General features: G+C 63.5%; 24 protein-coding genes. 9 read left to right on the top strand and 15 right to left on the bottom strand.

Annotation, left to right across the window (positions count from 1 at the left end; translation table 11 throughout):
- Positions 1-191 precede the first annotated feature (191 nt).
- From AC3EMP_RS12020 to doeB, 3 genes are all read left to right on the top strand, one after another.
- On the top strand, positions 192-1184 hold the full coding sequence (locus AC3EMP_RS12020; protein ID WP_023749144.1) for a cyclodeaminase: 993 nt from the start codon (positions 192-194) through the stop codon (positions 1182-1184).
- Positions 1185-1313: 129 nt separating this feature from the next.
- Positions 1314-2492: an ectoine hydrolase DoeA gene (gene doeA, locus AC3EMP_RS12025; RefSeq protein WP_352460159.1), complete on the top strand. Its 1179-nt coding sequence runs from the start codon at positions 1314-1316 to the stop codon at positions 2490-2492.
- 5 nt (positions 2493-2497) lie between these two features.
- The gene (gene doeB, locus AC3EMP_RS12030) at positions 2498-3502 is read left to right on the top strand and encodes a N(2)-acetyl-L-2,4-diaminobutanoate deacetylase DoeB (RefSeq protein WP_352710989.1); all 1005 of its coding nucleotides are present in this window, start codon (positions 2498-2500) and stop codon (positions 3500-3502) included.
- Between the two features lie 25 nt (positions 3503-3527).
- Here the strand turns inward: doeB and AC3EMP_RS12035 are convergent, their stop codons facing one another.
- Both AC3EMP_RS12035 and AC3EMP_RS12040 read right to left on the bottom strand, forming a co-directional pair.
- Positions 3528-5024, bottom strand: coding sequence for an aldehyde dehydrogenase family protein (locus AC3EMP_RS12035; protein WP_352710992.1), 1497 nt, complete (start codon positions 5022-5024; stop codon positions 3528-3530).
- 532 nt (positions 5025-5556) lie between these two features.
- Positions 5557-7074: a winged helix-turn-helix domain-containing tetratricopeptide repeat protein gene (locus AC3EMP_RS12040; RefSeq protein ID WP_031202454.1), complete on the bottom strand. Its 1518-nt coding sequence runs from the start codon at positions 7072-7074 to the stop codon at positions 5557-5559.
- A 255-nt stretch (positions 7075-7329) separates the two neighbouring features.
- On the opposite strand from AC3EMP_RS12040, the gene AC3EMP_RS12045 reads away from it, so the two are divergent.
- Together AC3EMP_RS12045 and AC3EMP_RS12050 are read left to right on the top strand one after the other, a co-directional pair.
- Positions 7330-7557: a DUF1127 domain-containing protein gene (locus AC3EMP_RS12045; RefSeq protein ID WP_023686977.1), complete on the top strand. Its 228-nt coding sequence runs from the start codon at positions 7330-7332 to the stop codon at positions 7555-7557.
- Positions 7558-7659: 102 nt separating this feature from the next.
- Positions 7660-8841 carry an MFS transporter gene (locus tag AC3EMP_RS12050; protein WP_352710996.1) on the top strand — a complete coding sequence of 394 codons (1182 nt, stop codon included), beginning with the start codon at positions 7660-7662 and terminating at the stop codon, positions 8839-8841.
- A 339-nt stretch (positions 8842-9180) separates the two neighbouring features.
- Here AC3EMP_RS12050 and AC3EMP_RS12055 read toward each other — a convergent pair whose 3' ends face one another.
- From AC3EMP_RS12055 to AC3EMP_RS12070, 4 genes are all read right to left on the bottom strand, one after another.
- Positions 9181-9345, bottom strand: a complete 165-nt coding sequence (locus AC3EMP_RS12055; protein ID WP_023667887.1) for a DUF3309 family protein — start codon at positions 9343-9345, stop codon at positions 9181-9183.
- A gap of 363 nt (positions 9346-9708) precedes the next feature.
- The gene (locus tag AC3EMP_RS12060; protein WP_352710999.1) at positions 9709-11595 is read right to left on the bottom strand and encodes an ABC transporter ATP-binding protein; all 1887 of its coding nucleotides are present in this window, start codon (positions 11593-11595) and stop codon (positions 9709-9711) included.
- Positions 11595-13457, bottom strand: coding sequence for an ABC transporter ATP-binding protein (locus tag AC3EMP_RS12065; protein ID WP_352711002.1), 1863 nt, complete (start codon positions 13455-13457; stop codon positions 11595-11597). Before AC3EMP_RS12065 ends, AC3EMP_RS12060 begins: the two co-directional genes overlap by 1 nt.
- 235 nt (positions 13458-13692) lie before the next feature.
- The gene (locus AC3EMP_RS12070; protein ID WP_033001091.1) at positions 13693-14607 is read right to left on the bottom strand and encodes a dihydrodipicolinate synthase family protein; all 915 of its coding nucleotides are present in this window, start codon (positions 14605-14607) and stop codon (positions 13693-13695) included.
- 273 nt (positions 14608-14880) lie between these two features.
- Between AC3EMP_RS12070 and AC3EMP_RS12075 the strand changes: the two genes are divergently transcribed.
- On the top strand, positions 14881-15810 hold the full coding sequence (locus tag AC3EMP_RS12075) for a LysR family transcriptional regulator (protein WP_352596901.1): 930 nt from the start codon (positions 14881-14883) through the stop codon (positions 15808-15810).
- On the opposite strand, the gene AC3EMP_RS12080 is transcribed toward AC3EMP_RS12075, so the two are convergent.
- The 3 genes from AC3EMP_RS12080 to AC3EMP_RS12090 all read right to left on the bottom strand — a co-directional run bounded on the left by AC3EMP_RS12080 (position 15761) and on the right by AC3EMP_RS12090 (position 17957).
- Entirely contained in the window at positions 15761-16492 is a 732-nt protein-coding gene (locus AC3EMP_RS12080) for an SDR family oxidoreductase (protein WP_023753996.1), read from the bottom strand. The two genes, AC3EMP_RS12075 and AC3EMP_RS12080, sit on opposite strands and share 50 nt — an antisense overlap.
- A 165-nt stretch (positions 16493-16657) precedes the next feature.
- Positions 16658-17266, bottom strand: coding sequence for an NAD(P)-dependent oxidoreductase (locus AC3EMP_RS12085; RefSeq protein WP_023692222.1), 609 nt, complete (start codon positions 17264-17266; stop codon positions 16658-16660).
- Positions 17267-17318: 52 nt separating this feature from the next.
- A complete protein-coding gene (locus tag AC3EMP_RS12090; RefSeq protein WP_023686986.1) occupies positions 17319-17957 on the bottom strand; it encodes a DsbA family protein in 639 nt (212 codons plus the stop codon).
- A 102-nt stretch (positions 17958-18059) separates the two neighbouring features.
- On the opposite strand from AC3EMP_RS12090, the gene AC3EMP_RS12095 reads away from it, so the two are divergent.
- From AC3EMP_RS12095 to AC3EMP_RS12105, 3 genes are all read left to right on the top strand, one after another.
- Positions 18060-18977, top strand: coding sequence for a LysR family transcriptional regulator (locus tag AC3EMP_RS12095; protein ID WP_023686987.1), 918 nt, complete (start codon positions 18060-18062; stop codon positions 18975-18977).
- 91 nt (positions 18978-19068) lie between these two features.
- On the top strand, positions 19069-19350 hold the full coding sequence (locus AC3EMP_RS12100; RefSeq protein ID WP_023686988.1) for a hypothetical protein: 282 nt from the start codon (positions 19069-19071) through the stop codon (positions 19348-19350).
- Positions 19351-19433: 83 nt separating this feature from the next.
- A complete protein-coding gene (locus AC3EMP_RS12105; RefSeq protein ID WP_023695254.1) occupies positions 19434-19766 on the top strand; it encodes a hypothetical protein in 333 nt (110 codons plus the stop codon).
- A gap of 77 nt (positions 19767-19843) precedes the next feature.
- Here AC3EMP_RS12105 and AC3EMP_RS12110 read toward each other — a convergent pair whose 3' ends face one another.
- The 6 genes from AC3EMP_RS12110 to AC3EMP_RS12135 all read right to left on the bottom strand — a co-directional run bounded on the left by AC3EMP_RS12110 (position 19844) and on the right by AC3EMP_RS12135 (position 25592).
- Complete coding sequence (locus AC3EMP_RS12110; RefSeq protein ID WP_023818557.1) at positions 19844-20872, bottom strand: ROK family protein; 1029 nt, start codon at positions 20870-20872, stop codon at positions 19844-19846.
- Entirely contained in the window at positions 20872-21597 is a 726-nt protein-coding gene (locus AC3EMP_RS12115) for a ribulose-phosphate 3-epimerase (RefSeq protein ID WP_352596897.1), read from the bottom strand. Before AC3EMP_RS12115 ends, AC3EMP_RS12110 begins: the two co-directional genes overlap by 1 nt.
- A 4-nt stretch (positions 21598-21601) precedes the next feature.
- Positions 21602-22423, bottom strand: coding sequence for a sugar phosphate isomerase/epimerase family protein (locus AC3EMP_RS12120; protein WP_352596895.1), 822 nt, complete (start codon positions 22421-22423; stop codon positions 21602-21604).
- Between the two features lie 38 nt (positions 22424-22461).
- Entirely contained in the window at positions 22462-23304 is an 843-nt protein-coding gene (locus AC3EMP_RS12125; protein ID WP_023726308.1) for a carbohydrate ABC transporter permease, read from the bottom strand.
- A gap of 4 nt (positions 23305-23308) precedes the next feature.
- Complete coding sequence (locus tag AC3EMP_RS12130; protein WP_352596893.1) at positions 23309-24205, bottom strand: carbohydrate ABC transporter permease; 897 nt, start codon at positions 24203-24205, stop codon at positions 23309-23311.
- A gap of 139 nt (positions 24206-24344) precedes the next feature.
- The gene (locus tag AC3EMP_RS12135; RefSeq protein ID WP_352596891.1) at positions 24345-25592 is read right to left on the bottom strand and encodes an ABC transporter substrate-binding protein; all 1248 of its coding nucleotides are present in this window, start codon (positions 25590-25592) and stop codon (positions 24345-24347) included.
- Positions 25593-25633 lie beyond the last annotated feature (41 nt).

Here is a 25633-nt window from a genome sequence, read left to right on the forward strand (position 1 = left end):
TGCCGGACATCTCCCCCGCAAGGGGGGAGATCGGCAGCTTCGATGCGGTCGCTATTCTTGCTGCGCTGGAGATTGGAGAAGGCAGGAGTGCAGTCCAATCTCCCCCCTTGCGGGGGAGATGGCCGGCAGGCCAGAGGGGGGTGTGACGGAACACTATCCTTCGTGGTGCGCGCTAGTACGGAGCGCGACACATGAGTCCGATGACCATCCTCACCGAGAAGGAACTGCGCACAATCGTGCCGCTCGATCTCGACGCGGTCGCCTGCGTCGAAAACGCTTTCCGCGCGCTCGCCACATTGCCGGTGGCGATGCCGCCGATTCTGCGGTTGGACATTCACGAGCAGCGCGGCGAGGTGGATGTGAAGTCCGCCTATGTGCCAGGAATAGACGGTTTCGCCGTTAAGATAAGCTCCGGCTTCTTCGACAATCCGAAGCTCGGTCTGCCCAGCGGGGGCGGCATGATGGTGTTGCTCTCGGCAAGAACCGGTGTGGTCGAGGCGCTGCTGCTCGACAATGGCTATCTCACAGATGTCCGCACCGCTGCTGCCGGCGCCGTCGCGGCGAAGCATCTGTCGCGGCCGGATTCGTCCGTCGCCGCAATCTTCGGCGCCGGCGTGCAAGCCGGGCTGCAACTCGAAGCACTCATGTTGGTGCGGCCGATCGCCGAGGCACGTATCTGGGCGCGCGATGCGGTCAAGGCGGAGACGGCCGCAGGCGCGCTGCGCGAAAAGCTCGGCATTCTCGTGCGCGCCGAGCCGGATGCAGCCAAAGCAACCATCGGCGCCGACATCATCGTCACCACCACGCCGTCGACCGAGCCGCTGATCAAGGCCGGCTTTGTCGTTGCCGGGCAGCACATCACCGCCATGGGCTCGGATGCCGAACACAAGAACGAGATCGCGCCGGCGATCCTGCGCATGGCCGATCTCTATGTCGCCGACAGCGCCAAGCAGACACGGCGTCTGGGAGAACTGCATCACGCCATCGCATCGGGCGTGATGGGAGCCGATGCCGCGGTCACCGAACTCGGCCAGATCATCGCCGGCGAACGGCACGGAAGGCGCTCACCCAGCGACATCACCATCGCCGACCTCACCGGCACCGGCGTGCAGGATACGGCGATCGCCACGCTCGCTCGCAACCGGGCGCGGGCGGCCAATGCCGGAACCATTTTTGAAAGCTGATGCTGGCCAAAGCGTGATCCGGAAGTGGAACCCGGTTTTTCCCAGAGATCACGTTCAAACAAGAACGACGAGCCTGTTTCCAACAAAGTTGAAACAGGCTCCAGGCCCAACAAACGAGGACCAAGAACAATGCAGCCGAACCTAAAATTCTCGCGTGGCGAATTTGCGGATCGCCTCGCCAAGACGCGAAAAGCCATGGAGGGGAAAGGCGTCGATCTGCTTGTTATCAGCGACCCATCCAACATGGCCTGGCTGACCGGCTATGATGGCTGGTCGTTCTATGTGCATCAGGCGGTGATCGTGCCACCATCGGGCGAGCCGGTCTGGTACGGTCGCGGCCAGGATGCCAATGGCGCCAAGCGCACCGCCTATCTCGCGCATGACAACATCGTCGGCTATGCCGACCACTACGTGCAGTCGACCGAGCGCCACCCGATGGATTTTTTGGCCAGAGTGCTCAGTGATCGCGGCTGGGGCAAGCTGACCATCGGGGTCGAGATGGACAATTACTGGTTCTCGGCTGCCGCCTTCGCCGCGTTGCAGAAGCACCTGCCCAACGCCCGCTTCGTCGACGCGACAGCGCTGGTCAACTGGCAGCGCGCCGTGAAGAGTTCAACCGAGATCGACTATATGCGCAAGGCGGCTCGGATCGTCGAAGCCATGCACCAGCGCATCGTCGACAAGATCGAAGTAGGCATGCGCAAATGCGATCTGGTCGCCGAGATCTACGATGCCGGCACGCGCGGTGTCGATGGCGTCGGCGGCGACTATCCGGCGATCGTGCCGCTGCTGCCGTCGGGCGCCGACGCCTCGGCGCCGCATCTCACCTGGGACGACCAGCCGATGAAGTCGGGCGAGGGCACCTTCTTCGAGATCGCCGGCTGCTACAACCGCTACCATTGCCCGCTGTCGCGCACCGTCTTTCTCGGCAAGCCGACACAGGAATTCCTCGATGCCGAGAAGGCGACACTGGAAGGCATGGAGGCGGGGCTGGCGGCGGCAAAGCCCGGCAATGCCTGTGAGGACATCGCCAACGCCTTTTTCGCCGTGTTGAAGAAATATGGCATCGTCAAGGACAACCGCACCGGCTATTCCATCGGTCTCTCCTATCCGCCGGATTGGGGCGAACGCACCATGAGCCTGCGCCCCGGCGACCGCACCGAACTCAAGCCTGGCATGACCTTCCATTTCATGACCGGTCTCTGGCTGGAGACCATGGGACTGGAAATCACCGAATCCATCCTGATCACCGAAACCGGTGTAGAGTGCCTCGCCAATGTACCGCGCAAACTGGTGGTGAAGAATTGAGCCCGATGCCTAGCCTCCGCCCTTCCCCGATCGCCCCGACCGTCGATTTCGACAAGGACGGCGTGCAACATGGTTTCCTGCGCCTGCCCTACAGCCGCGACGACTCGGCCTGGGGTTCGGTGATGATCCCGATCTGCGTCATCCGCAACGGCAAGGGGCCGGCCGCGCTGCTCACCGGTGGCAACCATGGCGACGAGTATGAGGGGCCGCTGGCGCTCTACGATCTCGCCCGCACGCTCGATCCCAAACAGGTCAGCGGCACGGTGATCATCGTGCCGGCGATGAACTATCCGGCCTTCCGCGCCGGCACGCGGACGTCGCCGATCGACAAGGGCAATATGAACCGCAGCTTTCCCGGCCGTCCCGACGGCACGGTGACCGAGAAGATCGCCGACTACTTTCAACGCGAACTGCTGCCGCGCGCCGACCTCGTCTTCGATTTCCACTCCGGCGGCAGGACGCTGGATTTCGTGCCCTTCTGTGCCGCCCACACGGTGCCCGACAAGGCGCTGGAGCAGAAAGCCTTCGACGCGGTCGCCGCGTTCTCGGCCCCGTTCTCGATGCGCATGATCGAGATTGACTCCGTCGGCATGTATGACACGGCGGCCGAGGAAATGGGCAAGGTCTTCGTCAGCACCGAGCTTGGCGGCGGCGGCACCTCGCGTGCCCAGACCGTGCGGATCGCGCGGCGCGGCATCAGCAATGTGCTGCGCCATGCCGGCATTGTCGCCGGTGCAGTAGAGAAGAGCCCGACGCAGTGGCTCGACATGCCGTCGGGCGATTGCTTCTCCTTCGCCGAGGACGACGGCATGATCGAAACCATGGTCGATCTCGGCGAGCCTGTGAAAGAAGGCTCGGTGCTGGGGCGCATCCATTCCACCGGCCGCACCGGCATCGCTCCGCAGGAAATCCGGGCAAAAATGTCCGGCATTCTGGCCGCGCGGCATTTCCCCGGCCTGGTCAAAGCCGGTGACTGCGCCGCCGTCCTGGCCGTTGTGGTTTCATCGTGATTTCGCAGAGTACGCCGCGCGAATATCAGTCGGTCTGGATCCAGACCGACTTGGTCTCCAGATACTCGTGCAGATGTTCGATGCCGCCCTCGCGGCCATAACCCGACATCTTCATGCCGCCGAACGGCACCGCCGGGTCGATGGCATGGTACATGTTGACCCAGACCGAGCCGGCCTTGACCCGGCGCGCAAGCTTGTGCGCGGTGCCCAGATGCGTGGTGAAGATGCCGGCGGCCAGGCCATAGGGCGTCGCATTGGCACGCGCCACCGCTTCGTCGAGCGTGTCGAAGGGCATCGCCGAAATGACCGGGCCGAAAATCTCCTCGCGCGCGATGGTCATCTGGTCCGACACGGCGCCGAAGACCGTCGGCGCAATGAAGTTGCCGCCATCGTAGAGCTCGCCGGTCAGCCGCGAGCCACCGGCGACCAGTTCGGCGCCTTCGTCGCTGCCGGCCCTGATATAGCCCTCCACCTTGCCTGCCTGCCTGGCATTGATGAGCGGTCCGATTTCCGTCTCTGCCTCGATGCCATGGCCGATCCGCAGTCTGCCCGCGAAATCGGCGAGCCGGCGGACGAACTCGTCATGGATTTCGCGCGCCACGAACAGCCGCGAGCCGGCAATGCAGATCTGGCCCGAATGCACGAACACCGCCATCGCCGCGATCGGAACAGCCTTGTCGATGTCGGCGTCGCGGCAGACGATTATCGGCGACTTGCCGCCGAGCTCCAGTGAAACGCGTTTGAGGTTGGCCACGGCTGCCCGCGCGATGGCCTGGCCGGTCAGCGTCGAACCGGTGAAAACGATCTTGTTGACGTCTGGATGTTCGGCGAGCCGCGCACCGGCTTCCGCCCCGGTGCCGGTGACGACGTTGACGACGCCGTCAGGCACGCCGGCTTCCTGCATCAGTTGCGCGATCAGCAGCGGCGTCAGCGACGCATCCTCGGACGGTTTCAGCACGATGGTGCAGCCTGTCGCCAGCGCCGGCGCGATCTTCCAGATCGAGGCGGCGGTCGGCGCGTTCCAGGGAATGATCGCACCAACGACGCCCACCGGCTCGCGCCGGGTGAAGGTGACGATCTCGCCGGGAATCGAATTGTCGATCGTCTCGCCATGCAGCGCCGTCGCCATGCCGGCATAGAAGCGCAGCATGCCGATGACGCGGCGCCGGTTGGCGAGCGTGCGCGTGATCGGCAGTCCCATATCGAGCGTGTCGGAAACGCTGAGCTCTTCCCAATGCGTCTCGAACAGATCGGCGATCCTGAGCAGCACGCACTGCCGCTCGTAGGGTGAGAATTTGGACCATGGGCCTTCGAAGGCCGCGCGCGCGGCGTCCACCGCCACGTCGATATCGGCAGCCCCGCCCCGCGGCACTGTCGCGAGCACCTCGCCTGTTGCCGGATTGAGTGCCTGCATCTCCTGGCCGGACTGCGCCGCGACCCACTTGCCGCCAATGAACATCGGTCGGAATTCGCCATGGTACAACGCCGTGGCCTTCGCCTTCGGGTCGAAGTTCAGCGTCATCTTTTCCTCCTCGCAATTCCGTGGCGACTATTACTCCCGCTGCCGACCTCAAACAAGGAAAGCCGAAGGGCGCTCGGACAATCAGATTGCGCGGACTTCTCGATCACGCCAGCCGCGAGAGCATGATCCCGAAAAGTGGGAACCGGTTTTCGGAAAAGATCGTGCTTCGATAAACAGCATCTAGAAAAATCATCCGGCATCTAGAAAAATCATCGCGAGTTGTCGGAGCGCGTCGCTGAAAGCTCAACGAGGCAAGCCGATCATTGCCCACGGCTACCGCGATGCCGGCATTGCAGACGAGAGCGCAACAGGCAGTCGCCAGCCGCCGCCCAGCGCTCACCCGTGGCCGGATCGATCGTGGCCGTTCCAGCCGGCTTCACCGTGACAGAGGTTTCGCGCGCCGCTTCGCTGCATCGCTGTTGGATGACTGCACGCGGAAGCAAGATCGGTCGAGCGGCCTCGCGACTTGCAAACATTGGCAGGATTGATCCGCAACCGACGGTGCCTGGCATCGATCGAGCACGCCGGTCCGTCACTCCGGAAGGCCGGCCTTTCGGAAGCCATCGACGAAATGGTCGAGCGTGGCAGTGTCGCGGAACGGCTCCGTCTCGACCCAGTGGCGGGTGGTGAAATGTGGGTTCGCGACAAGGAACAGGTCGACCTCGGCGCGCGCCTCGTCGATCCGGCCGAGTTGCGCAAGGCTTGCCGCAAGGAAACGGCGCGAGCTTGTCCGATACGTCTCGTCCCGGCGCGTCGTCTCGACGGCGGCTTCATAGTCGCGCGCCGCATATTGCGCCTGGCCGAGCGTCAGGTAGTACCAGCTTGCCGGAAACGGGTTCAGCCGGAACGCCTTGCCGATATAGTCGAGGCCGTCGTCGACGCGCCCGGCCAGGACCGCGATGTCGGACAATGTCGCCCAGGCATCGGCCTCGTTCGGGTCGAGTTCGAACGCCTTGGCAAATCCCACATCCGCTTCGTCGAATCTGCGCTCATAGGCAAGCAGGTTAGCAAGCACCCAGTGGCAGCCGGCATCGTTGGGATCGATCGCCACAGCCTTGCGCGCCAGTTCCAGGGCAAGGCCGCGGGCAGGCTCAATGGGCTCTCCCCAATGCACCCATCCCATCCAGTGGTTCATGGCAAGCCAGCGATAGGCTTCGGCATAGTCAGGATCGAGCGCAAGCGCGCGCGTCAGCAACAGATGCGCTTCGCGCGCCGTCTCCGGCGAGACGTCGATCAGGTTGCGGGCTCGCACGCACAGATCGTAGGCCTCGAGATTTCGGGGCCGGTTGCGCGGCAGCGGCGCGCGCAGCCGGCCAAGCAGCGCCTCGACGATCTTGGCCGTCACCTCGTCCTGAACGGCAAAAATATCTTCCAGGCCGCGATCGAAGCGGTCTGCCCACAAATGCTCGCCGCTCAGCGCGTCGACCAGCTGGGCGTTGATGCGCACGCGCCCGGCGGCGCGTCTGGCGCTGCCCTCCAAGAGATAGCGCACGCCAAGTTCTCTGGCGACCTCGCGCACATCCACCGCCTTGCCCTTGTAGGCAAAGGTCGAGTTGCGCGCGATGACGAACAGGCCGCCGATCCTCGACAGGTCGGTGATCAGGTCTTCGGTCAACCCGTCGGCGAAGGCTTCCTGCTCGGGGTCGTTGCTGAAATTGGCAAAGGGCAGCACGGCTATCGACGGTTTGGCGGGCAGCGGCAAAGCCTGTCGCTTCTCGTCGCCGAGCTGTTCGATGGCGCCGGCGAAGCGATAGCCGACGCGCGGAACGGTCGATATCCATTCTCCGCCGTTCGTGGCCGGACCCAGCAGCTTGCGCAATTGCGCAATCTGGACGGTGAGGTTGCCTTCCTCAACGGCGGTGCCTGGCCATGCCGCATCCATCAACTCGGCCTTGGCCACAATCTCGCCGGGCCGGGCGACGAGCGCCGCCAGCAGCTGCAGTCCGCGGTGGCCGGCGGCGACGGGAACTTGGTCCCGAAGGAGCGTTCCCGCACCCGGATCAAGCACGAACGGACCAAAGGCAAAGCGCGATCCCTGCATAACGCGCATCTATAGAGCAATTCCAGGGAAGGTGTGAAGGCGGTTTTCCCACGGGAAAGCGCGGCGGAGCGCTTCACGGACGTATGGCGTGAAAACAAAGAGTTGAGCACCTCGCCGTTTCCATGAAACGGCGAGGTGCTCTAGCCAGTTTGGAACTTTTGAGAACTATTTGGCCGGGCTTAATTACGGCGCCGTCCGCATGCGGCAGAGTTCAACCTCTTGCAAGCCGAGGGCTGTCGCCCGTTAAACCGAATGGAGGTTGCCATGAACGATACCCTTGCTTCTGCTCGTGCAGCCTGGCCGGAAAAGGCGGTGTCGCCTCGCCCGCATCTGACGAGCCCGCGGGGCATGATCGCGGCCTGGCGCGAGCGGATACGCTTTCGCTGGGACCTCAAGCAGATGGCGGAGGCCAATCCGCACCTGATCGACGATATCGGTCTGACCAGACGCCAGGTCGAGGCCGAAATCGTAAAACGCTTCTGGCAAGTGTGAGTTGATGTCGCGGATAAGACCCGACCGCCTGTTTGGGCGTGCCGCGGCACTTTGCCGGCATTTGCCCTTGCCGGAACGTGCCGATCCTGCTTCGAAGTCGGCATGAGCGCCGAAGACGCGACGTCACCGCCGGAGAACCACATCGCATGGGCCGCGATGGCCGGCATCATCGCGACAGTTACGGTGTTCGCCATAGCACAGGGGCTGACGTATCCGCTGCTCAGCTTCATCCTGGAACGGCAAGGGACGACACCGGGCCTTATCGGCCTCTCGGCCGCGATGACGCCTCTGGGTTTCATTATATCGTCGCTCTTCACGCCGGCGCTGGTCCGGCGGGTGGGCGCGGCGCGCTTTGCGGTTGTGTGTTCGATCCTGGCAGCAACCGTCCTGATCGCGATTGCCTGGACGCAGGATGTATGGGCCTGGATGCCGTTGCGCTTCCTGCTCGGCTTCTTTGCCAATCCGCTTTACGTGATCAGTGAAACCTGGCTGGTCTCGATCACACCCGCCGCACGCCGAGGCCGCATCATGGGCCTATACTCCTCCATCGTTTCCGCCGGCTTTGGCCTCGGCCCGCTGTCGCTAGGCTTGGTCGGCACGCAAGGATGGCCACCCTTCATCATCGGCAGCGCGGCCTTCCTTGTCTGCGGCCTGATCGTGCTTGCCGTCGCGCCGCGCCTGCCCGACATGCCGCGTGAGGGCGAAGCGGTGTCGGTCGGCGGCTTCTTCGCGCTGGCGCCGCTGCTCTTGTTCGCAGTCCTCACGGCTGCCGCCTTCGAGCAAGTCCTGCTTTCGCTGTTCGCGGTCTATGGTGCCGCGCTCGGCAGCACTGAGCAGCGCGTCGCTTCGCTCATCACCTGTTTCATCGCCGGCAATGCCGTGCTGCAGGTCGTGCTTGGGCGCGCCGCCGAACGGTTTGGCTCGAAGCCGATGATGCTGTTCTGTGTCCTGGCTTGCCTGGCCGGTTGCCTGCTGTTGCCATTGCTCTTCGCTACATGGCTTATCTGGCCGCTCTTCTTCGTTTGGGGCGGTGTCTCGTTCGGGATCTACACGCTGTCGCTGATCCAGCTCGGCGAGCGTTTCACCGGTCAAGCCTTGATCGCCGGCAATGCCGCCTTTGCGTTCGTATGGGGCGTAGGCGGCATCGTCGGCTCCCCGGTGGCCGGGCTGGCGATGCAACTGACCGGACATCAGGGACTGCCATCGTCGCTTGGCATCCTGTGCTGCGTGCTGGTGCTGTTTCTGCTGGCGGAACTACGGCGGGTTGACCGCGTTCAGGCGTAAGGCGTGCCTGCCATTGCTGCCTTCGGGCCGATGCTGCCCTTGTCGACAAGAGCGAGAAAGGCCGACCTCGCCTGGTCGCCGTGCTGCGTTTCTCGAAAAGTCCGACGCCTGGATGAACGACACGGCCGCCAGGTGGGTGTCAGGGTCTGCAGCATTGCGCCCGGCGCCTTCGGATAGTGCACCATTAGGACATCCCAGCTCGTCGCGTTTGCTCTCGCTCGCGCCGAGGCCGGGCCAGTGTTTCCGGACCAGCAATGTCTTCAGCTGCCATGTCTTCAAACCTCGAGGTCAGGCGAAAACGCGGCCGCCGTAGAAACTCGGCGGCCGCCAATGGCGACGCTATATTCGCCCGAGAACAACCAGAATGATCACGATGATCAGCACCAGCCCGAGGCCACCGCCGCCATAGTAACCAGTGCCGTAGAACGGGCCGCCGCCGAGGCCGCTGAAGCCGCCGAGCAACGCGATGATCAGGATGATAATAAGAATGGTACCCAGGCCCATATGCCGTCTCCTTCGCTGCCGCGCCGTTCACGGCGCGGCTCGAAGAACTAAACTCCCAGCAAGCCTTCCTGTTCCCCGGCGATTTTCATCCGACGGCTAAGGAACGAAAGCCATCATGACGGCGTTTGCTGAGGTTCAGGCGCAAGCTGCGCGTGCATCGCGCGCCAGGCGGCGCGTAGAATTCAGAATTTACGCGGGATTGCCCTTTAGGCGGCCGGCCGCTCCTCCACCTGAACGCGCGGCAGGCGTGACGCCGGGCTTACGCTGGAAGGCGAGCTGAAACGTGTCGTCATCTGAAGCCGAATTGGTCGACGACGAGTTTTGGCCCCGCACCATTCCCAGTCGAGCCGAACCGGCAGCAGCTCACGTCGCCTTGCCGGCCGGCGCGCCTATGTCTTCCTCGGCAATATCGTCGAACGATGCGTAGTTCATGTTGTAGAGCCTGGCATAGAGGCCCTTGGCCGCCATCAGCTGCTCGTGATTTCCGCTCTCGACGATCTCGCCGTTCTGTAAGACGATGATGCGGTTGGCGCCGCGTATGGTCGCCAGCCGGTGCGCGATGACCAGCCCGGTGCGGCCTTCCAGCAGCGTGACCAGTGCCTTCTGGATCAGCATCTCGGTGTAGGAATCGATGCTCGCCGTCGCCTCGTCCAGCACCAGGATTTTCGCATCCGCCACCAGTGCGCGTGCAAAGCTGATCAGCTGGCGCTGGCCGAGGGACAGATTGCCGCCGCGCTGTTCGAGCTCGGTGTCGTAGCCGTCAGGCAAATGCTCGATAAAGTCGTGCGCGCCAACGGCTTGCGCGGCGCGCACAACCTCTTCGCTGGTAGCCGATGTCTTGTGGTAGCGGATGTTCTCCAGCACCGTGCCGGAAAACAGGAACGGCTCCTGCAGCACCATCGCCACCTGATCGCCGAGCGAATCCTGCGTCACGTCGCGCACATCGTGGCCGCCGACCCGCACCTCGCCCGACCAGACATCATAGAAGCGGTGCACCAGCGCCATGCAGCTCGACTTGCCCGAACCGGTGGGGCCGACAAGCGCAACCGTCTCGCCCGGATTGACGCGGAAGGAGATGTTTTTCAGCACCGGCTGGTTCTGCCGGTAGCCGAAGGTGACGTTCCTGAACTCGACCGAACCGTCCATGTCGCGCGTCAGCGTCACCGCGCCCTGTCTGTCGCTGACGTCGACCGGTACGTCGAGCACTTCGGAGATGCGTTGGCCCGACGCCATGGCGCGCTGCATGACCGAGTACTGCATGGTGAGCGAGCGGATCGGGTCGAAGAAGCGCTGGATATAGAACAGGAACGCCACCATGACGCCGATGTCGAGGCTGTGCGACAGCACCATCGAGCCGCCGACGACGATCACGGTTGCCATCGCAATGCCGGTCAGCGTGTCGACGATCGGCACCATCACCTGCGCATATTTGGCCGAGGTCAGGTGAGCCCTGAGATTGGCCAGCACCTTCTCGTCATAAAGGTCGAAATTGACGTGCTGGCGCTCCAGGCTCTGCACCGTGCGAACGCCATGGATGCCTTCGGCCAGCGCGCCATTGGCCATCGAGTTGGTCTCATGCGCGGCCATGAAGGCGACCTTGGCGCGCGGCAGCCAGAACAGGCGCACGATGAACAGCGCCGGCATGGTCGACAGCGTCAACAGGCCGAGACGAAAATCGAGCCACAAAAGCACGCTGACAATGCCGAAAAGAAGCACGATGTCGCCCACCGACATGACCGACGTCTCGAGGAATTCCTGCATCGAATTGACGTCGCCCTGCAGGCGCGACATCAGCCGGCCCACCTCGGTCTTGTCCATGAAGCTCAGCGAGACGCGCTGCAGATGGCTGAACATGGCGCGGCGCAAATCCGACAGCACATTCTCGGCCACCTTGCCGACGACGCTTTCCTGGATATAGCTGGCGGCATAGTTGATCAGGATGATCAGGGCGAAGGCACCGATCGCCCAGTTCATGACGGAGCTGTCGGCCTTGCCCGCCGCCATGCCGTGGTCGATGGCGTAACGGATGACCAGCGGGATCGCCAATTGCGTCAGAGTGAACACCAAAACGGCGGCGACCGAGATGAAGATCCGGCCCTGATACGGTCTCACGAAGCTCCAGATGCGGCGCACGATGCGCGGATCGTAGACCTTGCCGAAGACCTCTTCCTCGTCGCGGTGCGAACCGACGACGGCCCTTGTGGGCCGCCGGCTGGTGTCTTCCTTCTGGTCGTCGTTCTGTGTCGACATCATGCGGCTCCCACCGCCACCGGCAAATCGTCGTCCGGCCGCAGCTGCAGGTCGTAAAGCGCGCGGTAGCGTCCACCCAGCGCCAACAATTCCTGGTGCGTGCCGCGCTCGGAGATGCGGCCATTCTCGACGAACAGGATCTGGTCGGCATGCATCAGCGAGCTCAGCCGGTGCGAGATGATCAGCGTCACGCGATCCTTGGCGAAGCGCTTCATCGCGGTGCGGATTCGCTGCTCGGTGCCGGCGTCGACAGCCGCGGTGGAATCGTCGAAGACCAGCACCGAAGGCCGCAGCATCAGGGTGCGGGCGATGGTCAGGCGCTGCCGCTGGCCGCCGGAAAGCGATGAGCCGCGCTCGCCCACGACCGTGGTGTAGCCGGCCGGAAGCCCGATGATGTAATTGTGCAACTGGGCGTATTCAGCCGCCTGCCCGATGCGGGTCTCGCGCGCCCACGGATTGCCATAGGCGATGTTGTTTTCGATCGAGGTGGTGAACAGGAAGGCGTCCTGCTGCACGACGCCGACCGCCTTGCGCAGCGATTGCAGCGTGACCTCGCGTATATCCTGCCCGTCGATGGTGATCGCGCCTGACCTCACATCGTAGAAGCGCGGGATCAGATGCGCGATGGTCGACTTGCCGCTGCCCGGCGGGCCGACAATGCCGACGGTCTCGCCGGACCGGGCCTCGAAGGAAATGCCCGACAGTGCCGGCCGGCCGCCGGCGCCCGCGTAGCGGAAGCCGACATTGTCGAAGCGCAGCAAGCCTTCGGTGACCACGAGATCCTTGGCATCAGGCGCATCCTCGATGTCAAGTTCGGCGTCAAGCAGTTCGAACAGCCTTGTGCCGCAGGTCGAGGCGCGGGCGAACGAGTTGACCATCAGCCCGAGCTGGCGCACCGGCATCTGCAGGATGGTCATGAAGGTGAGGAACTGCGCCAGCGTGCCGACGCTGATCTGGCCCGCGATCACCTTCTGGCCACCGAACCACAGCACCAGGCCCATGGCCGCCAGGAAGGAAAAATTCATGGCGCTGGTGTTAGAGACGCGGATGTCGACGCGCTGGTCGGCAAGCTCCAGCGCCGACTTCTTGGCGCGGTCGAATTTTTCCAGCTCATGCCGCTGCGCCGCAAAGGCGCGCACGACGCGGATTCCGCCGAGGTTCTCGTCCATCACCCGGCTCAGCACTGACAGCCGCTCCTGCAGCGTCAGCCAGGTGCTGCGCAGCCTGAGCTGTGTGACCGAGGAGCGCCAGGCGACGAACGGCACGAAACTCAGACTGAGCAGCCCGAGCTCGAGATCGGTGCTGATCAGGAGATAGGAGCCGACGCCGATCAGCACGCCGAGCAGCACCACGCGCAATATGCCGGTGGAAAAGAACATGCGCACGCCGTCGAGGTCGAGCAGGCCAAGCGTAATCAGGTCGCCGGTATGCACCCGGTCATGGAAGGAGAAGCTCAGCCGCTGGATCTTCTCGTAGAAGGCCAGGCGCAGCTCATAGCCGGTGCGGTGGCCAACGGCCTCGCCATAATAATTCTGCGCCATGGTGAAGAGGCCGCGCAGAATGCTGACGACGAGCAAGGTGATCGCCGTCGTCCACAGCGCCTGCTCAGCCGCCGCGCCGCCGCCTCCAGCCATCACGCCTTGCGCCTGGTCGATGGCGTGGCCGAGCAGGCGCGGGATGAACAGCTGCAGCGTCGCGGCAATGAAGGTCGAGGCGATGGTGATCGCAACTTGCCAAGGATGGCGCAGCGTCATGCGCACGATGCGCAGCAGCGTGCTGAGGCCCTTGCCCCAGGACGCCTCCGCCACATGGGCAAACGATTTGCCGCGCTTCGCCGCGCCGCTGGTTGCGTCCCTTGCCAAGGAATATCCAATCCGGTCCGGACATTAGCCCAGACGAATGAAGAAGACTCAGTTTCAGATGCCGCGATGGTACGCCTCCATTTTGACCGTTCAAGGGCCAATGGCGGTATCGCACTGTGCCTGAAAGGGGCTGATCGTCCGCGACCGCTTAAGCCCGTGTCGGCGTTAGAGGCGGCAGGCTCGTCACTTTAGGCCGATTGAAAAGATGCGAGCATGTGGGTTGCGCCAACCGCCATCATGCGTGACCTCGGCCAATGTGATCGGCTGCGGGACCGAGCGCAGTGAGCAGCGCCTTGCCGCTTTCCAGCGTCGCATTCTCATGCGGCGCGCGCAGGTTGAGCCAGCGTTTGTCGCCGGAGCGCACCGCCAGCACGGCCTTCATTGCCGGGATCAGGCCTGCATCCTGGATCACCTTGCGGAACGCCCTGATCGCGGCGTCCGCTTCCGTGACGTCTTGGCCAGCGATCGTCGCGTCGTAGAGGGCGCGGATGGCCGCAGCGTTGAGATTGACGGTCGCGGAGATACAGCCCGCAGCACCACTGGCGAGCCCCTTGGTCAGTTGCGCCTCCGAGCTGGGGAACACCGCGACGTCGGGTGCGGCGGCAATCACCGCCGCCGTGTTGTTCCAGTCGCCGGCGCTATCCTTGTAGGCGACGACCGTCTCTGGAAACGCCGCGCTCAACCGGGCGGTCAGGGCAGGGCTTACCGGCACGCCGGAGTTCTGCGGGATGTGATAGAGGATCATCTTCAGCGCCGGGTTGGCCACCCTTTCGATCAGCTCGCTGTAGTAGCGCGCCTGGCCATCGTCCCCGGCGGCCGTGTAGAAGAACGATGGCAGCACCATCACGGCGGCGCAGCCGAGGCCGACCGCGTGCTTCGACAGTTCGACGGTTTCGGGCAGTGCGGTGACGCCGGTGCCGGGCATCATGCGCCCCGGCGAAATGCCTGATGCAACCAGCCATTCCAGCGCCTGCATGCGCTCATTGAGCGAGAGCGACAGTGCCTCGCCCGTGGTGCCGAACGGCGACAGGAAATGCGCGCCCTGGCCCAGCACCCATTTGGCATGTGAGATCCACAGGTCACGGGCAATGCGGCCATCGTTCTCGAACGGCGTCAGGATCGGGGCGATGGTTCCTTGCGGGCGGGGCATGTCGGTCCTTCCATCGGTGCTGGAAATCAGCTTGGCATAGAGCATACGTGCGATGCGATCTGCCAGAGGCGATCTCTTGGGCCACCGCGCCGGCCGTGGGAAAACTTGCGGGTCATTGCCGCGAAATTCTGGCCCCTTGGTCTGCCGCAACCAGATGACGCCGGCGTCAATGGGTTGCAAATGGACCGGGGTTGCAAATGGACCGGGGTTGCCAGGGTTGCAAATGGACCAGCCAAGCCCGAAATGTCGAACAGAGACAGATCCGGAAACGGCATGCACCCACGATTGCTCAAGACCTTCCTCGCCGTGGCGCGGCACCGCAACATCACCCGCGCAGCGCGGGAGGTTCATCTGGCGCAGTCGAGCGTCAGCGACCAGATCCAGTCGCTGGAAAGCGAACTTGGTATCGTCCTCTTCATCCGCTCGCGCCACGGCCTCGACCTGACGACGGCCGGCGACGCGCTGAAACCTTATGCGGAAGAGATTCTGCAACTGGCGGAGGAGGCGCGTATTGCCGTCGAGGCAACGACGGGAACCGCCGGAACGGTTACGGTCGGCGCGCTGGAGACGATTGCCACTGTCAAACTTCCGCAATGGCTGGCGGCCTTTCGAGGCGACCACCCGGAGATCGGTCTGCGGCTCAAAATCGCCGGCAGCGATGCCCTGCTGCGGCAGCTCGAAGAGAGCGAGATCGACGTCGCCTTCTGTTTCGACAAAGGCGGTCTGGATGAACGCCTGGCCCGGCGCACGATATCGGCCGAGCCGCTGGTCCTTGTCGCCTCACCCGAACATGCGCCCGCATCGGGGCAGAGCGACCTGGCCGCGCTCGCCGCGATGCGTTTCGTGGTGACGGAAACCGGATGCGTCTACCGGCATCTGTTCGACACTGCCTTTGCCGAGATGGCAGCGCCAGAACTTGCCGCCGAAGTCGGCAGCATCGGCGCCATTGCGGGCCTGGTGGCGACTGGTGTCGGCATGGGCCTGGTGCCGCGGCTGGCCGTTGCCGACGCGCTCGATCGCGGCGAGATCGTCGAATTGCCATGGCCGGGTTCGGCCCGCATGGCGTCGCTGGTCATGATCTGGCGCCGCCGGCGGGTTCAGCCGCCGGCGCTGAAACTGCTGCTGGCGGCCGCGGCCAGGAATTTCGCTGCGCTCAGATCAGCCGGTGACCGCCCTCGACATGCAGAACCGTCCCTGTCGTAAAACCGTTGCCCATCAGAAAGGCGATGGCATCGGCAATGTCGTCCGGCTGTCCGACGCGGCCGACCGGCAGGCGCCTGGCCATTGCATCGAGCGTCTCGTCCTTCTTGTCGCCGGCCACAAAACTCCAGATCGGCGTGTCGACCCAGCCCGGCGAGACGGCGTTGACACGGACCGGCGCCAGCTCGACCGCCAGCGCCCGCACCAACCCTTCCAGCGCAGCGTTGACAGCGGCAACGACCGAGCCGCGCGCCGCCGGCCGGTAGGCGGCAATGCCTGAGGTGAAGGTGATGGAGCCGTTGGCCGAAAGCTGCGGCGCGCCATGCTTGGCGAGCAGCAGCGGCCCGTAGAATTTGCTTTCGACGACCCGCTGCGCCGCCTTCAGGTCGACTGAAGGCAATAGCTCATAGGCGCCTTCGATATCGGCGGCGGTGCTGACGATATGGTCGAGCCGGCCAATTCGCTTGAACAGGTCAGCGACCTGATCCTCCCTGGCGATATCGGCCGCGACGGCGCTCAAAGCGGAAGGGTTCTGCAGCGCCTCGCCGGCACGCTTGAGCCTGGCTTCACTGCGGCTGACTATGATGACTTCGGCGCCTGAGTCCAGGCACCGCCTTGCCAACGCCAGCCCCATTCCGGAGCTGCCGCCAATGATAGCGATTTTCGATTTTGCGATGTCTGCCATGTTTCCGTTCCTGTCCTGAACCGCTCCGGCGAGAGTCGCAGACCGGCGGCAGGAGTGGAAACGGAAGAAAGCGATAGTGCCATCGGAGACTCCGATGGCACTATCGTCGATAGGAACCGACGCGGGCCACTCCGTCGAGTGGCCCACCTGTCAATAGAAGTGCGCTCAATAGCCGACCGTAAAGCGCTGCTTGATATGCGCCGGCTTTTCGATCTCGTCGGCCATGACGATGGCGTAGTCCTCGAAGGAAATGCTGCTGCCCTTGTCGGACGTCAGCAGCGTGTCCTTGCCGATGCGGTATTTGCCGGTCCGCTCGCCGGCGACGAACAGCGCCGAAGGCGACAGCAAGGTCCAGTCGAGATCGTCGACCGTCCGTAGCGTGTCGAGGAAGTCGGCGCCCTTCTGCGCCTCGGCCTTGTAGATATCAGGGAAGGTCGGCGTGTCGACCAGGCGCTTGCCGGGCGCAACCTCAAGGCTGCCGGCGCCGCCGACGACGAGGTAGCGTTTGACGCCGGAAGCACGCACGGCTGCGATAAGCGTATCGGGATCGCTGTCGAGGAAATGAACCGAGGAGATCACCGCGTCATGCCCCTTGATCAGGGCGGCAAGGCCATCCTTGTCGAAGACGTCGCCCTTCTTGGCAGTCACGCCCGGAAGTGCCGCGATCTTGTCTGGATGCCGGGCAATGGCGGTGACGCTGTGACCGCGATCGGAGAGTTCCTTAAGCAGGCGCGAGCCGACCTGGCCGGACGCGCCGATAAGTGCGATTTTCATGGGGATTTTCCTTTCGTCTGGGGAGAATTTCGTCTGGGGAGAATTTCTGGGCCTACGCCGCCTCGATGTGAGCGACGAGATTGTCGTAGCTGCCGAACAGCGCGTTGGCGCCGATCAGGCGCGGCGCCGTTTGGCCGATCACCGCGAGCGCGGGAACGCCATTGACATGCAGCCGCTGGAACAACATCCGCCCGCGGCTGACCAGGTCGTCATGCTTCGCCAGAAACGGCTGCGTCGGCGCTTTCAAAAGCTTTGCCGCGTCGCTCATGCCGGCGTCGGTCAGTACCGCGGCGACGCCGTCAACCGTCACAATATCGCGGCCGTCGACATAGCGGGCATGCTGGATCGCCTTCAGTGCCGCAAGTTCCTGGCGCCAGTCGTCCAGCCCGGCGGCGTTGATGCCCATGGTGGCAGCGGAAGAATCGAGCAAGGTGCCGCTGACATTGAGCACATTGTCGAGATAGGCCTGGCTGAAGCGCTGTCCGCTCAGCCGCGCGATGCGCTGGTCATTGTCCCAGGCGTGGGCGGCAAAACCAGCATCCAGCGGCCGCGCGCCGGCACCGGAGAAAAGCCCCACCGGCAGCAGTTGGAGCGCGGTCCCGCCGGCGGCCAGTCGATCCAGCATCGGCGTGGCGCCATAGCACCAACCGCAGAGCGGGTCGAAAAGATAGGTTAGGGTTGCATTGGTCATGGCGGCCTCATTCTGTTGCCCGATAGATGACAGCTGGACCGGTTGCGAAAAATAGCGATCAATCATACAATCTGTCTGATCAAATCATACAATGAGCTGCCTGTGACCGAACTCCTCAATCTCAACCGGCTCGTCTACTTCGCCACCGTGGTGGAGACCGGCTCGTTCACGGCCGCTGCCGACCGTCTCGATGTTGCCAAGGCTGTGGTCAGCCATCAGGTCGGCAAGCTCGAAGAAGAGCTCGGTGCAACGCTGCTGCGGCGCACGACGCGGCGCGTGACGGCGACCGAAGAGGGTCGTCTGTTCTATGACCGGACCGCGATCATCCTGCGCGAGGCGGAGGCAGCCTATGGCGACATTTCGCAGCGCGCGGCGCAACCGACGGGGACGCTGCGGCTGACGGCGCCGCTCGACTATGGCGAGAAGGTCGTGGCGCCGACCATCGCCGCCTATCTCAGAAAATACCCGAAAATGCGGGTCGAGACGATCTTCGACGATGCGGTCAGCAACCTGGTCGACGAGCAGATCGATCTTGGCATCCGCGTCGGCTGGCTTGCCGATTCCAGCAATCTGGCGCGGCGGCTGGGCAGCCTGCAGCAATTCGTCGTCGCCAGCCCGGAACTGGCCGCCAGGCTGCCTGGGGAAGCCAGCCCCAGGCGGGCGAAGTCGCTGCCCTGGGTCGGCAACGCCCAGTTGCGCGGGGTGGGCCAATGGCTGTTCTCGAGGGGCACGGAAACGGTGCTGGCCGAACTCAACCCTGTCGTCAGTTGCGACAAGACACCGGGCGTTCTGTCCTGCGTGCTGGCCGGCATCGGCCTCGGCATCTTTCCGGACTACAGTGTCGCCGACGACATTGCGCGGGGACGGCTGGTGCGGGTGTTCGCGGATTGGACCTTGCCGTCCGGGGGCATCCACGCCGTCTTCCCGCCGGCGCGCTTCAGGCCGGCCAAGGTGCGCGCCTTCGTCGACTTGCTGGTTGCGGCGGAAAGGCGGCGGGCGCGCAGTGCCGTTACAGGCTGATTTCGGCGCTGGCTATGGTAATCAGGGAACCTTTGTTCGGCCCACGCTTTTGGATATGCTGCGATTCCGAACCGTCAGAAGGGTATTGCCGATGACCATCAAGATCCTCGCGACCTCCGCCCTTGTTCTCGCGCTTGGCTGCAGCCTGTCTACCGCAGCGCTCGCCAAGGAGAAGAAGCACCGCCATCGCCAGCCGGAACCGGAGCAACGCTACGTTCCCGCCCATCGCGACCTCTTCTATGCCCTGTTCGGCGGCCCGCGCTACTATGATAAGATGCTGGTCACCACGGCTGCCGGCCCCTGCTCCTACGACAGGGTCGGGCCGGACGCGAATGCGCTGAACAAGGTCAACGATCACCATTGCGGGAAGTAGAACGGCCCCAAAAGCGGGGCTGTCCTGCGCCTGTCGCGGGTTCTACCGGATGCCGGCCACCGCGAACTCGATAGAGATAGCCGATGACCGTCGAAAAATGGTCTCCGTCCGAAAGGAAGGCCGCTCGCAGAGCCTATGACGCAGCGCTGAAGGTGGCGCTCGACAAGACGCTGGCTGAACTCAAGAGCAGGGCCCACGTTGCGGCAACGCCTTCCGAAATGTGGGACGTCGAAGACTTTCTGCGGCAGCAGCGACGGAAGATCGACCAGATGTTCGACTATCGCTATTCACAGCTAATACAGGTCTTCGCCAATCTCATCCGGCAAGGCTATCTCGAGGAGAATCTCTTTGTTGGCTTGTCGGAAGACAAGCGGCAAACGATCCGAAAATACGCCAGCTGGAATCGCGAAGGGTAGGGGTCCTCTTCGGGGACCTTGGCGCTGCATTCAAACTGGACCATTCACCATCTTCGCGCGCGCCGCGCAGCTCGAGTTCAGCCATGGCGTGCCTCCGTGGCATCGGCGGTCGCGCCTCTGTCCTTGTCGTCCTGCGCCATCGCCAGCGGCGCACCCGGTTCGCCTTCCCACAGGATCAGGCTGGCGGCGCCGATCAGCCCGGCGCGGTCGCCGAGTTCAGCCTGCACGATCGGCACGTCGCGATAGGCCGGCATCGCCCGCTGCTGGATGACCGCTCTGATCGACGGTGCCAGAAGGTCGAACCCGTTGGAAAGGCCGCCTCCCATGACAATCAGATCGGGCGAATAGAGATGAAGCAGGTTGGTGAAGCCGATGCCCAGCCATTGTGCTTCCGCCTCGATCAGGTCGAGAGCGTTGGCGTCGCCGGCCTTGGCAGCCTCTACGACATGCCTGGCCGAGACGTCGCCGTCATATGACAGCCGTCGTAAGAGCGAGCCGTCGCCTGGCGCGGTCAGTCGCGTGGCGCGGCGGCCGAGCGCGGTTCCGGAGGCAACGGCCTCGAAGCAGCCGATGGCGCCGCAAAAGCAGCGGTCGCCTTCGCCGGTGATGGTCATGTGGCCGATCTCAGCCGCCAGTCCGCGCCTGCCGTGATAGATGTGGCCATCGGCGACAACGCCGCCGCCAATGCCGGTCGATACGGTCACGAACACCAGCGATCCGCTGCCGCGTCCGGCGCCAAAACGCCATTCGCCGAGCGCCGCCGCATTGGCGTCGTTTTCCAGCCGCACCGGCAGGCCGAAATGCTGCCCCAGAATGTCGATCAGCGGCACGTCGTGCCAGCCGGCCAGCGTCGGCGGCGCGATCACGATGCCCGCCTTGGGGTCGAGCGGTCCCGGCGCGCCGACGCCGATGCCGGCGACGTTTGCCTGCGGGTGTTCCCTAAGCAGCGTGCCTGCCAGAGCGACGATCTGGCCGATCACCGCCTCCGATCCCGCACCGGCAAGCGTCGGCGCTGAAGCATGAGCGACGATGCGGCCATCGCTTTCGACCAGCGCACCGCGCAGCGCCGTGCCGCCGAGATCGAAGGCCAGCGCAAGCTTGGTCATCAGGCGGCGACCTCCAGCCCGTGCAGCCAGGCCATGCGCCGGGCAAGGTCGAGATCGCCGAAGGCCAGCGAGCCCAGCACCACGGTCTCCGCACCTGCGGCGCGCAGTAAGGGCACGGTCTCGTGGCGGATGCCGCCATCGGCGGCGAGCACGATGTCGGCCTCGCGGCCGGCTTTGCGCATCAGCGCGCGCGCCTCGATCAGGCGCGGACACGCCTGCTCCGACAGGCTCTGGCCCTTGACGCCGATGGAAGTGCCGAGCAGCGTCACGAACGCCACTTCCGGCAGGAAGGGCGTGACGGCCGCGACCGGTGTTTCCAGCCGCAGCACCACGCCGGCCTCGGCCCCGAGTTCACGCGCCAGTTTCACGGCGCGCAGACCGGTCTCGCCGTTTTCGGCGTGCACACTGATCAGGTCGGCGCCGGCCTCGATGAACTGGCGCGTCTGTTCCTCGACGATCTCGGCTTCGACCATCAAATGGACATGGATAGGCTTTGCGGTGAGCTTGGCGATGTGCGCCACCAGGTCCGGGAAGAACAGGAAGCCAGGGGTGAAGCGGGCATCGGCGACGTCGATATGATGGACATCGGCATGGGTCTCGATGCGCTTCAAATCGCGCTCCATATTGGCGAGGTCGGCCGACCACAGCGAAAACTCGCCGATAAGCCGGTTGCGCGGCAGGGCGGCAATTGCGGCGGGGCCGGACAGGGGCTTGTTCGTCGTCATCGTCTCAGGCTCCGTAGCCGCGCATTGTCTGGCGGTTGGTTTTGACGGCGCCGGCAGGGTCGGCGGCGGCCGTTTCGGACTCTTCCTCCAGCACCAGCCAGCCGTTGAAATTGGGTGCAGCACCAGCGATCTCGATCACCTTCGCCGTGTCACAGACGCCCTTGCCGAGCATCGCCCAGGTTCCATTCGCGTCGACATCCTTCAGATGCACATAGCGGATGCGGTCGCGATAAGTGGTGAGCGTATCCGCCATGTCCTGGCCACCGCGCAAGATGTGGCCGGTGTCGGGCACCCAGCCCACCAGCGAGGCGTCGAGCAGCCCGAAGATGCGGTCGTAGTCGGCGCGGTCGAACAGCAGCGTGTTGTGATGCGAGCTTGGATGCACCGCGACCTGGACGCCGGCCTCGCGCCCGAGCTCGCCGGCTTTGTTGTAGACCCCGGCGGCGATGGCAAACTTGTCGTCGCGCGGCCCGTCGGAAACGATCGTGGCCGAGCCCATCGACACCAGCGCGCCGGGAAAGGCGGCGGCGAAGTTGATCCAGCGTTTGGCGGTATCGAGGTCGGCGCCGATCTCATCCCTGAGCGTGAAACCGCTCTTGGAGCCGAAGGCGAAGGAGACGAGCGTCAGCCCGGATGATTTCAGCGCGGCGGCGAACTCCGTTGGCTTGCCGGCATAGCGGCCGATCATCGTGTCGGTGATCTCGATGCCGGCATAGCCGCCATCGGCGATCGCCTTGAGCAGATCGTCCGGGCCGCCGGCGAAGCGGTCGCCCAGCATTTCCCAGGTAAAGGTCTGGCAGCCGACTTTCAGGTCTTTCACGGTCATCCTTTCATTCCTTGATTCCACCTCGTTGGAGGGACATCCTACTTGACTGAGCCTGCGGTCATGCCGGCGAGGAAGAACCTCTGGGCAACCAGGTAGATGACCAGGAGCGGCAGCGAGCCGAGCACGCTCATCGCCATCATCTGGTTCCATTCGAAGGCGTGTTGCCCCATCAACAACTGGATGCCGATCGGGACGGTGCGCATGGACGTCGACTTCGTCAGTGTCAGCGCAAAGAGAAATTCGTTCCAGCACAACAGGAAGGTGTAGACCGACGTCGCCACGATACCAGGCAGTGAAATCGGAACGATCACCCGCCACAGTGCGGTCCAACTGGTGCCGCCGTCGACAGCCACCGCTTCATCGAGGTCGCGCGGCAAGGTGTTCAGATATCCCGTCATCAGCAGGATCGCATAAGGCAGCGTAAACACCAGATAGGTCAGGATCAGCGCGACATAGGTGTCGAAGATGCCATACGAGACGACAAGCCCGAAGAACGGGATCAAAAGCGTGATCGGCGGGATCGTCTGCGTGCTGATGATGAGCGTGTTGAGGCTGCCCTTGCCGCGAAAATTGAAACGGCTGAACCCATAGGCCGCCAGCAAGGCGATCAGCACCGTCAGCACGGTCACCGCTCCAGCCACGAAGTAGCTGTTGAAGAAGAAGCGCAGCTTTACCGGATCACCAAGGATGGCCGCATACGCTTCCAGTGTGAAGGCCTTCGGCAGGACGGTTGGTGGCAGGGCGAATATTTCGGTATTCGACTTGAACGAGCTGCTCAGCATCCAGTAGATCGGGAAGGCAGCGAAAAAGAGCCCTGCGGCAAGCGCGACATGAAGCGCGGCGGTGATCAGCCTGTCTTTCGGCGTGTGCCTTTTCCTCATGTGACTACCGAGCCTTTTGATAGCGGATGTAGAACAGCGTCAGGCCGAGAGAGATCAGCAGGATGACCACGGCGCTCGCCGAGGCCTGCGACAGGTTGTAGCTCGAAAACGCCAGCTTGTACGTGTAGGTGCTGAGGACCTCGGTCGAGTAGATCGGACCGCCACCCGTCGTTATCCAGATCAATGGAAAGACCTGCATGGTCCAGATGAAGTCGAGCAGCGAGATGCTGATGATGATAGGCATCAGCTGCGGAATGGTGATGAAGATCAGCTTCTGGTAGGCCTTCGCGCCGTCGATATCGGCGGCCTCGTAGAAATCCTTGGGAATGCCCTGCAAGCCTGCGAGCAGGCTGACCATGAAAAGCGGGTAGCCCGCCCAGATGTTGGCGAAGGTGACGGCGTGCAGCGCGGTCGCGGGCGAGGAAAACCACTCGACCTTGGAACCGATGATGCCCATCTGCATGAGAACGCTGTTGACGACACCGTTCGGCTCAAGCAGCAGGCGCCAGATCACCGCGATAATCACCGCGGTGAACAGCCAGGGCAGTATGTAGAGCACGCGCAGAATGTTGCGCAGCGTAGGATTGATGCGGTCGCTGTTCAGCATGAGTGCGAAGAGCATGCCGATGGTCATATGGAAGACGACACTCATGCAGGTGAAGTAGAGCGTGTGCCACAGCGAGGCCCAGAACACCGGATCGGCAAAGATCGCCTGGTAGTGTTTCAATCCGGCAAAGGACGGGTCGCGACGCAGCACCGCGCTGTTCTGGAACGAATAGCCAATCACCGTCACCATCGGCAGCAGCATCAGAAGGCCGATTATGAGGAGCGAGGGTGACAGATAGAGATAGGGTGCGACCGCTCGTTTCAGTCGATCGTGGGAGCGCTTCTGCCGAGTCATGTGCCACCCCTGGGGTATGCCTTCAAGAGGAAGGTGCGCTTCGCAAACAGGTCCATCTCAAGTTGCCGATCCGTTGTTGACGGGTGGCCTGGCCGAGGCCGGGCCACCCGGCGGAAGATAGCAAACGGGAACAGGCAGCTCAGAATTTCTCCACCCAGCCCTTTTGAGCGTTGGCTGCGGCTTGTTCCGGAGACTGCTCGCCGGCGAGCATCTTCTGGGCTTCCACATCGAACTTGGTCATCAGGTCTTCGGCCACCGGCAGCCCCGTGAACTCGTTGGCGAGATAGCCGGTCTTGAAGATTTCGAAAGCCTTGGCGAAAGCCTTGTCCGAGGTCACGAAATCGGGCTTGGCGTTGACGTTGCCCGGGAAGGCGTTTGCAAGCGACACGAGCTTGGCATTCACCTTTTCACTCATCAGATATTGGACGAGCTTCCAGGCTTCATCCTGATGTTTCGAGGCGGCGGAGATGCCGATGCCCCAGGAGGCGTAGGGAAGGCCGCGCTTGCCCTTGTAGTCCGCCACGACCGGGACCGGGACCAGGTCGAAGTTCAGCTTGGGATTGCGTTTGCGGATGAGATTCACATGCGCGAGCGAGTCGATCATCATTCCGACCCGATCGTTGACGAATTCCTCGACCTTTTCCTGCTCGGTCTTGGTGGCAATGCCGGGCGAGATGACGCCGGCGTCGTTCAGCGATTTGACGAAGGTGAGCATATCGACGACCGGCTTGCCCTCGAGAGCCGGCTTGCCGTCAGCCATCATCGATTGACCCGAGGCCCAGACCCACGACATCAGGTCGTTCTGGACACCGGACGGCGTTTGCAGCGACAAGGGCAGCACCCAGCCATACTGGTTCTTGTCGGCGTGAGTCATCTTCTTGGCGGCTTCGAGAAACTCCGCGCGGGTCGACGGCAGCTTGGTCACGCCTGCCTGGGCGGCGAGGTCCAGATTGACGAAGACCGGATAGACGAACGAAGCCACGGGAAACATCACCGCCTTGCCGTCCACCTTGATGATATCCGCGACCTGGGTCTTGTCGAACCCGCTCGCATCCATCATCGGGTTCATGTCGGCCAGCGCACCCTGCGCGTTCAGATTGTTCACCCAGGCGCCGTCGAGACCGACGACGTCGCTGAGCGTTCCGGTTGCGGCGCCGACCGAGATCTGGTCTCGCGTGGTCGCATAGGGACCGCTGACCAGCGTCACCTTGATGCCGGGGTTTGCAGCCTCGAAGTCGTTCATGATTGCCCTGAGCGATCCCGCCGGCAATTCGGGCTCCCACCATTGGGTGAATTCCAGCGTCGTGTCCGCCATGGCGCCGGTTGCACCAAGCAACCATGCGGCCGCGGCTATTTTCAGCATCGCGGGTCGTATCCGAAACATCATTTTCTCCTCCTTCTTCAAGATCGGCCGCACATGCGGACGAT

The sequence above is a fragment of the Mesorhizobium sp. P160219 genome, from assembly GCF_057786095.1.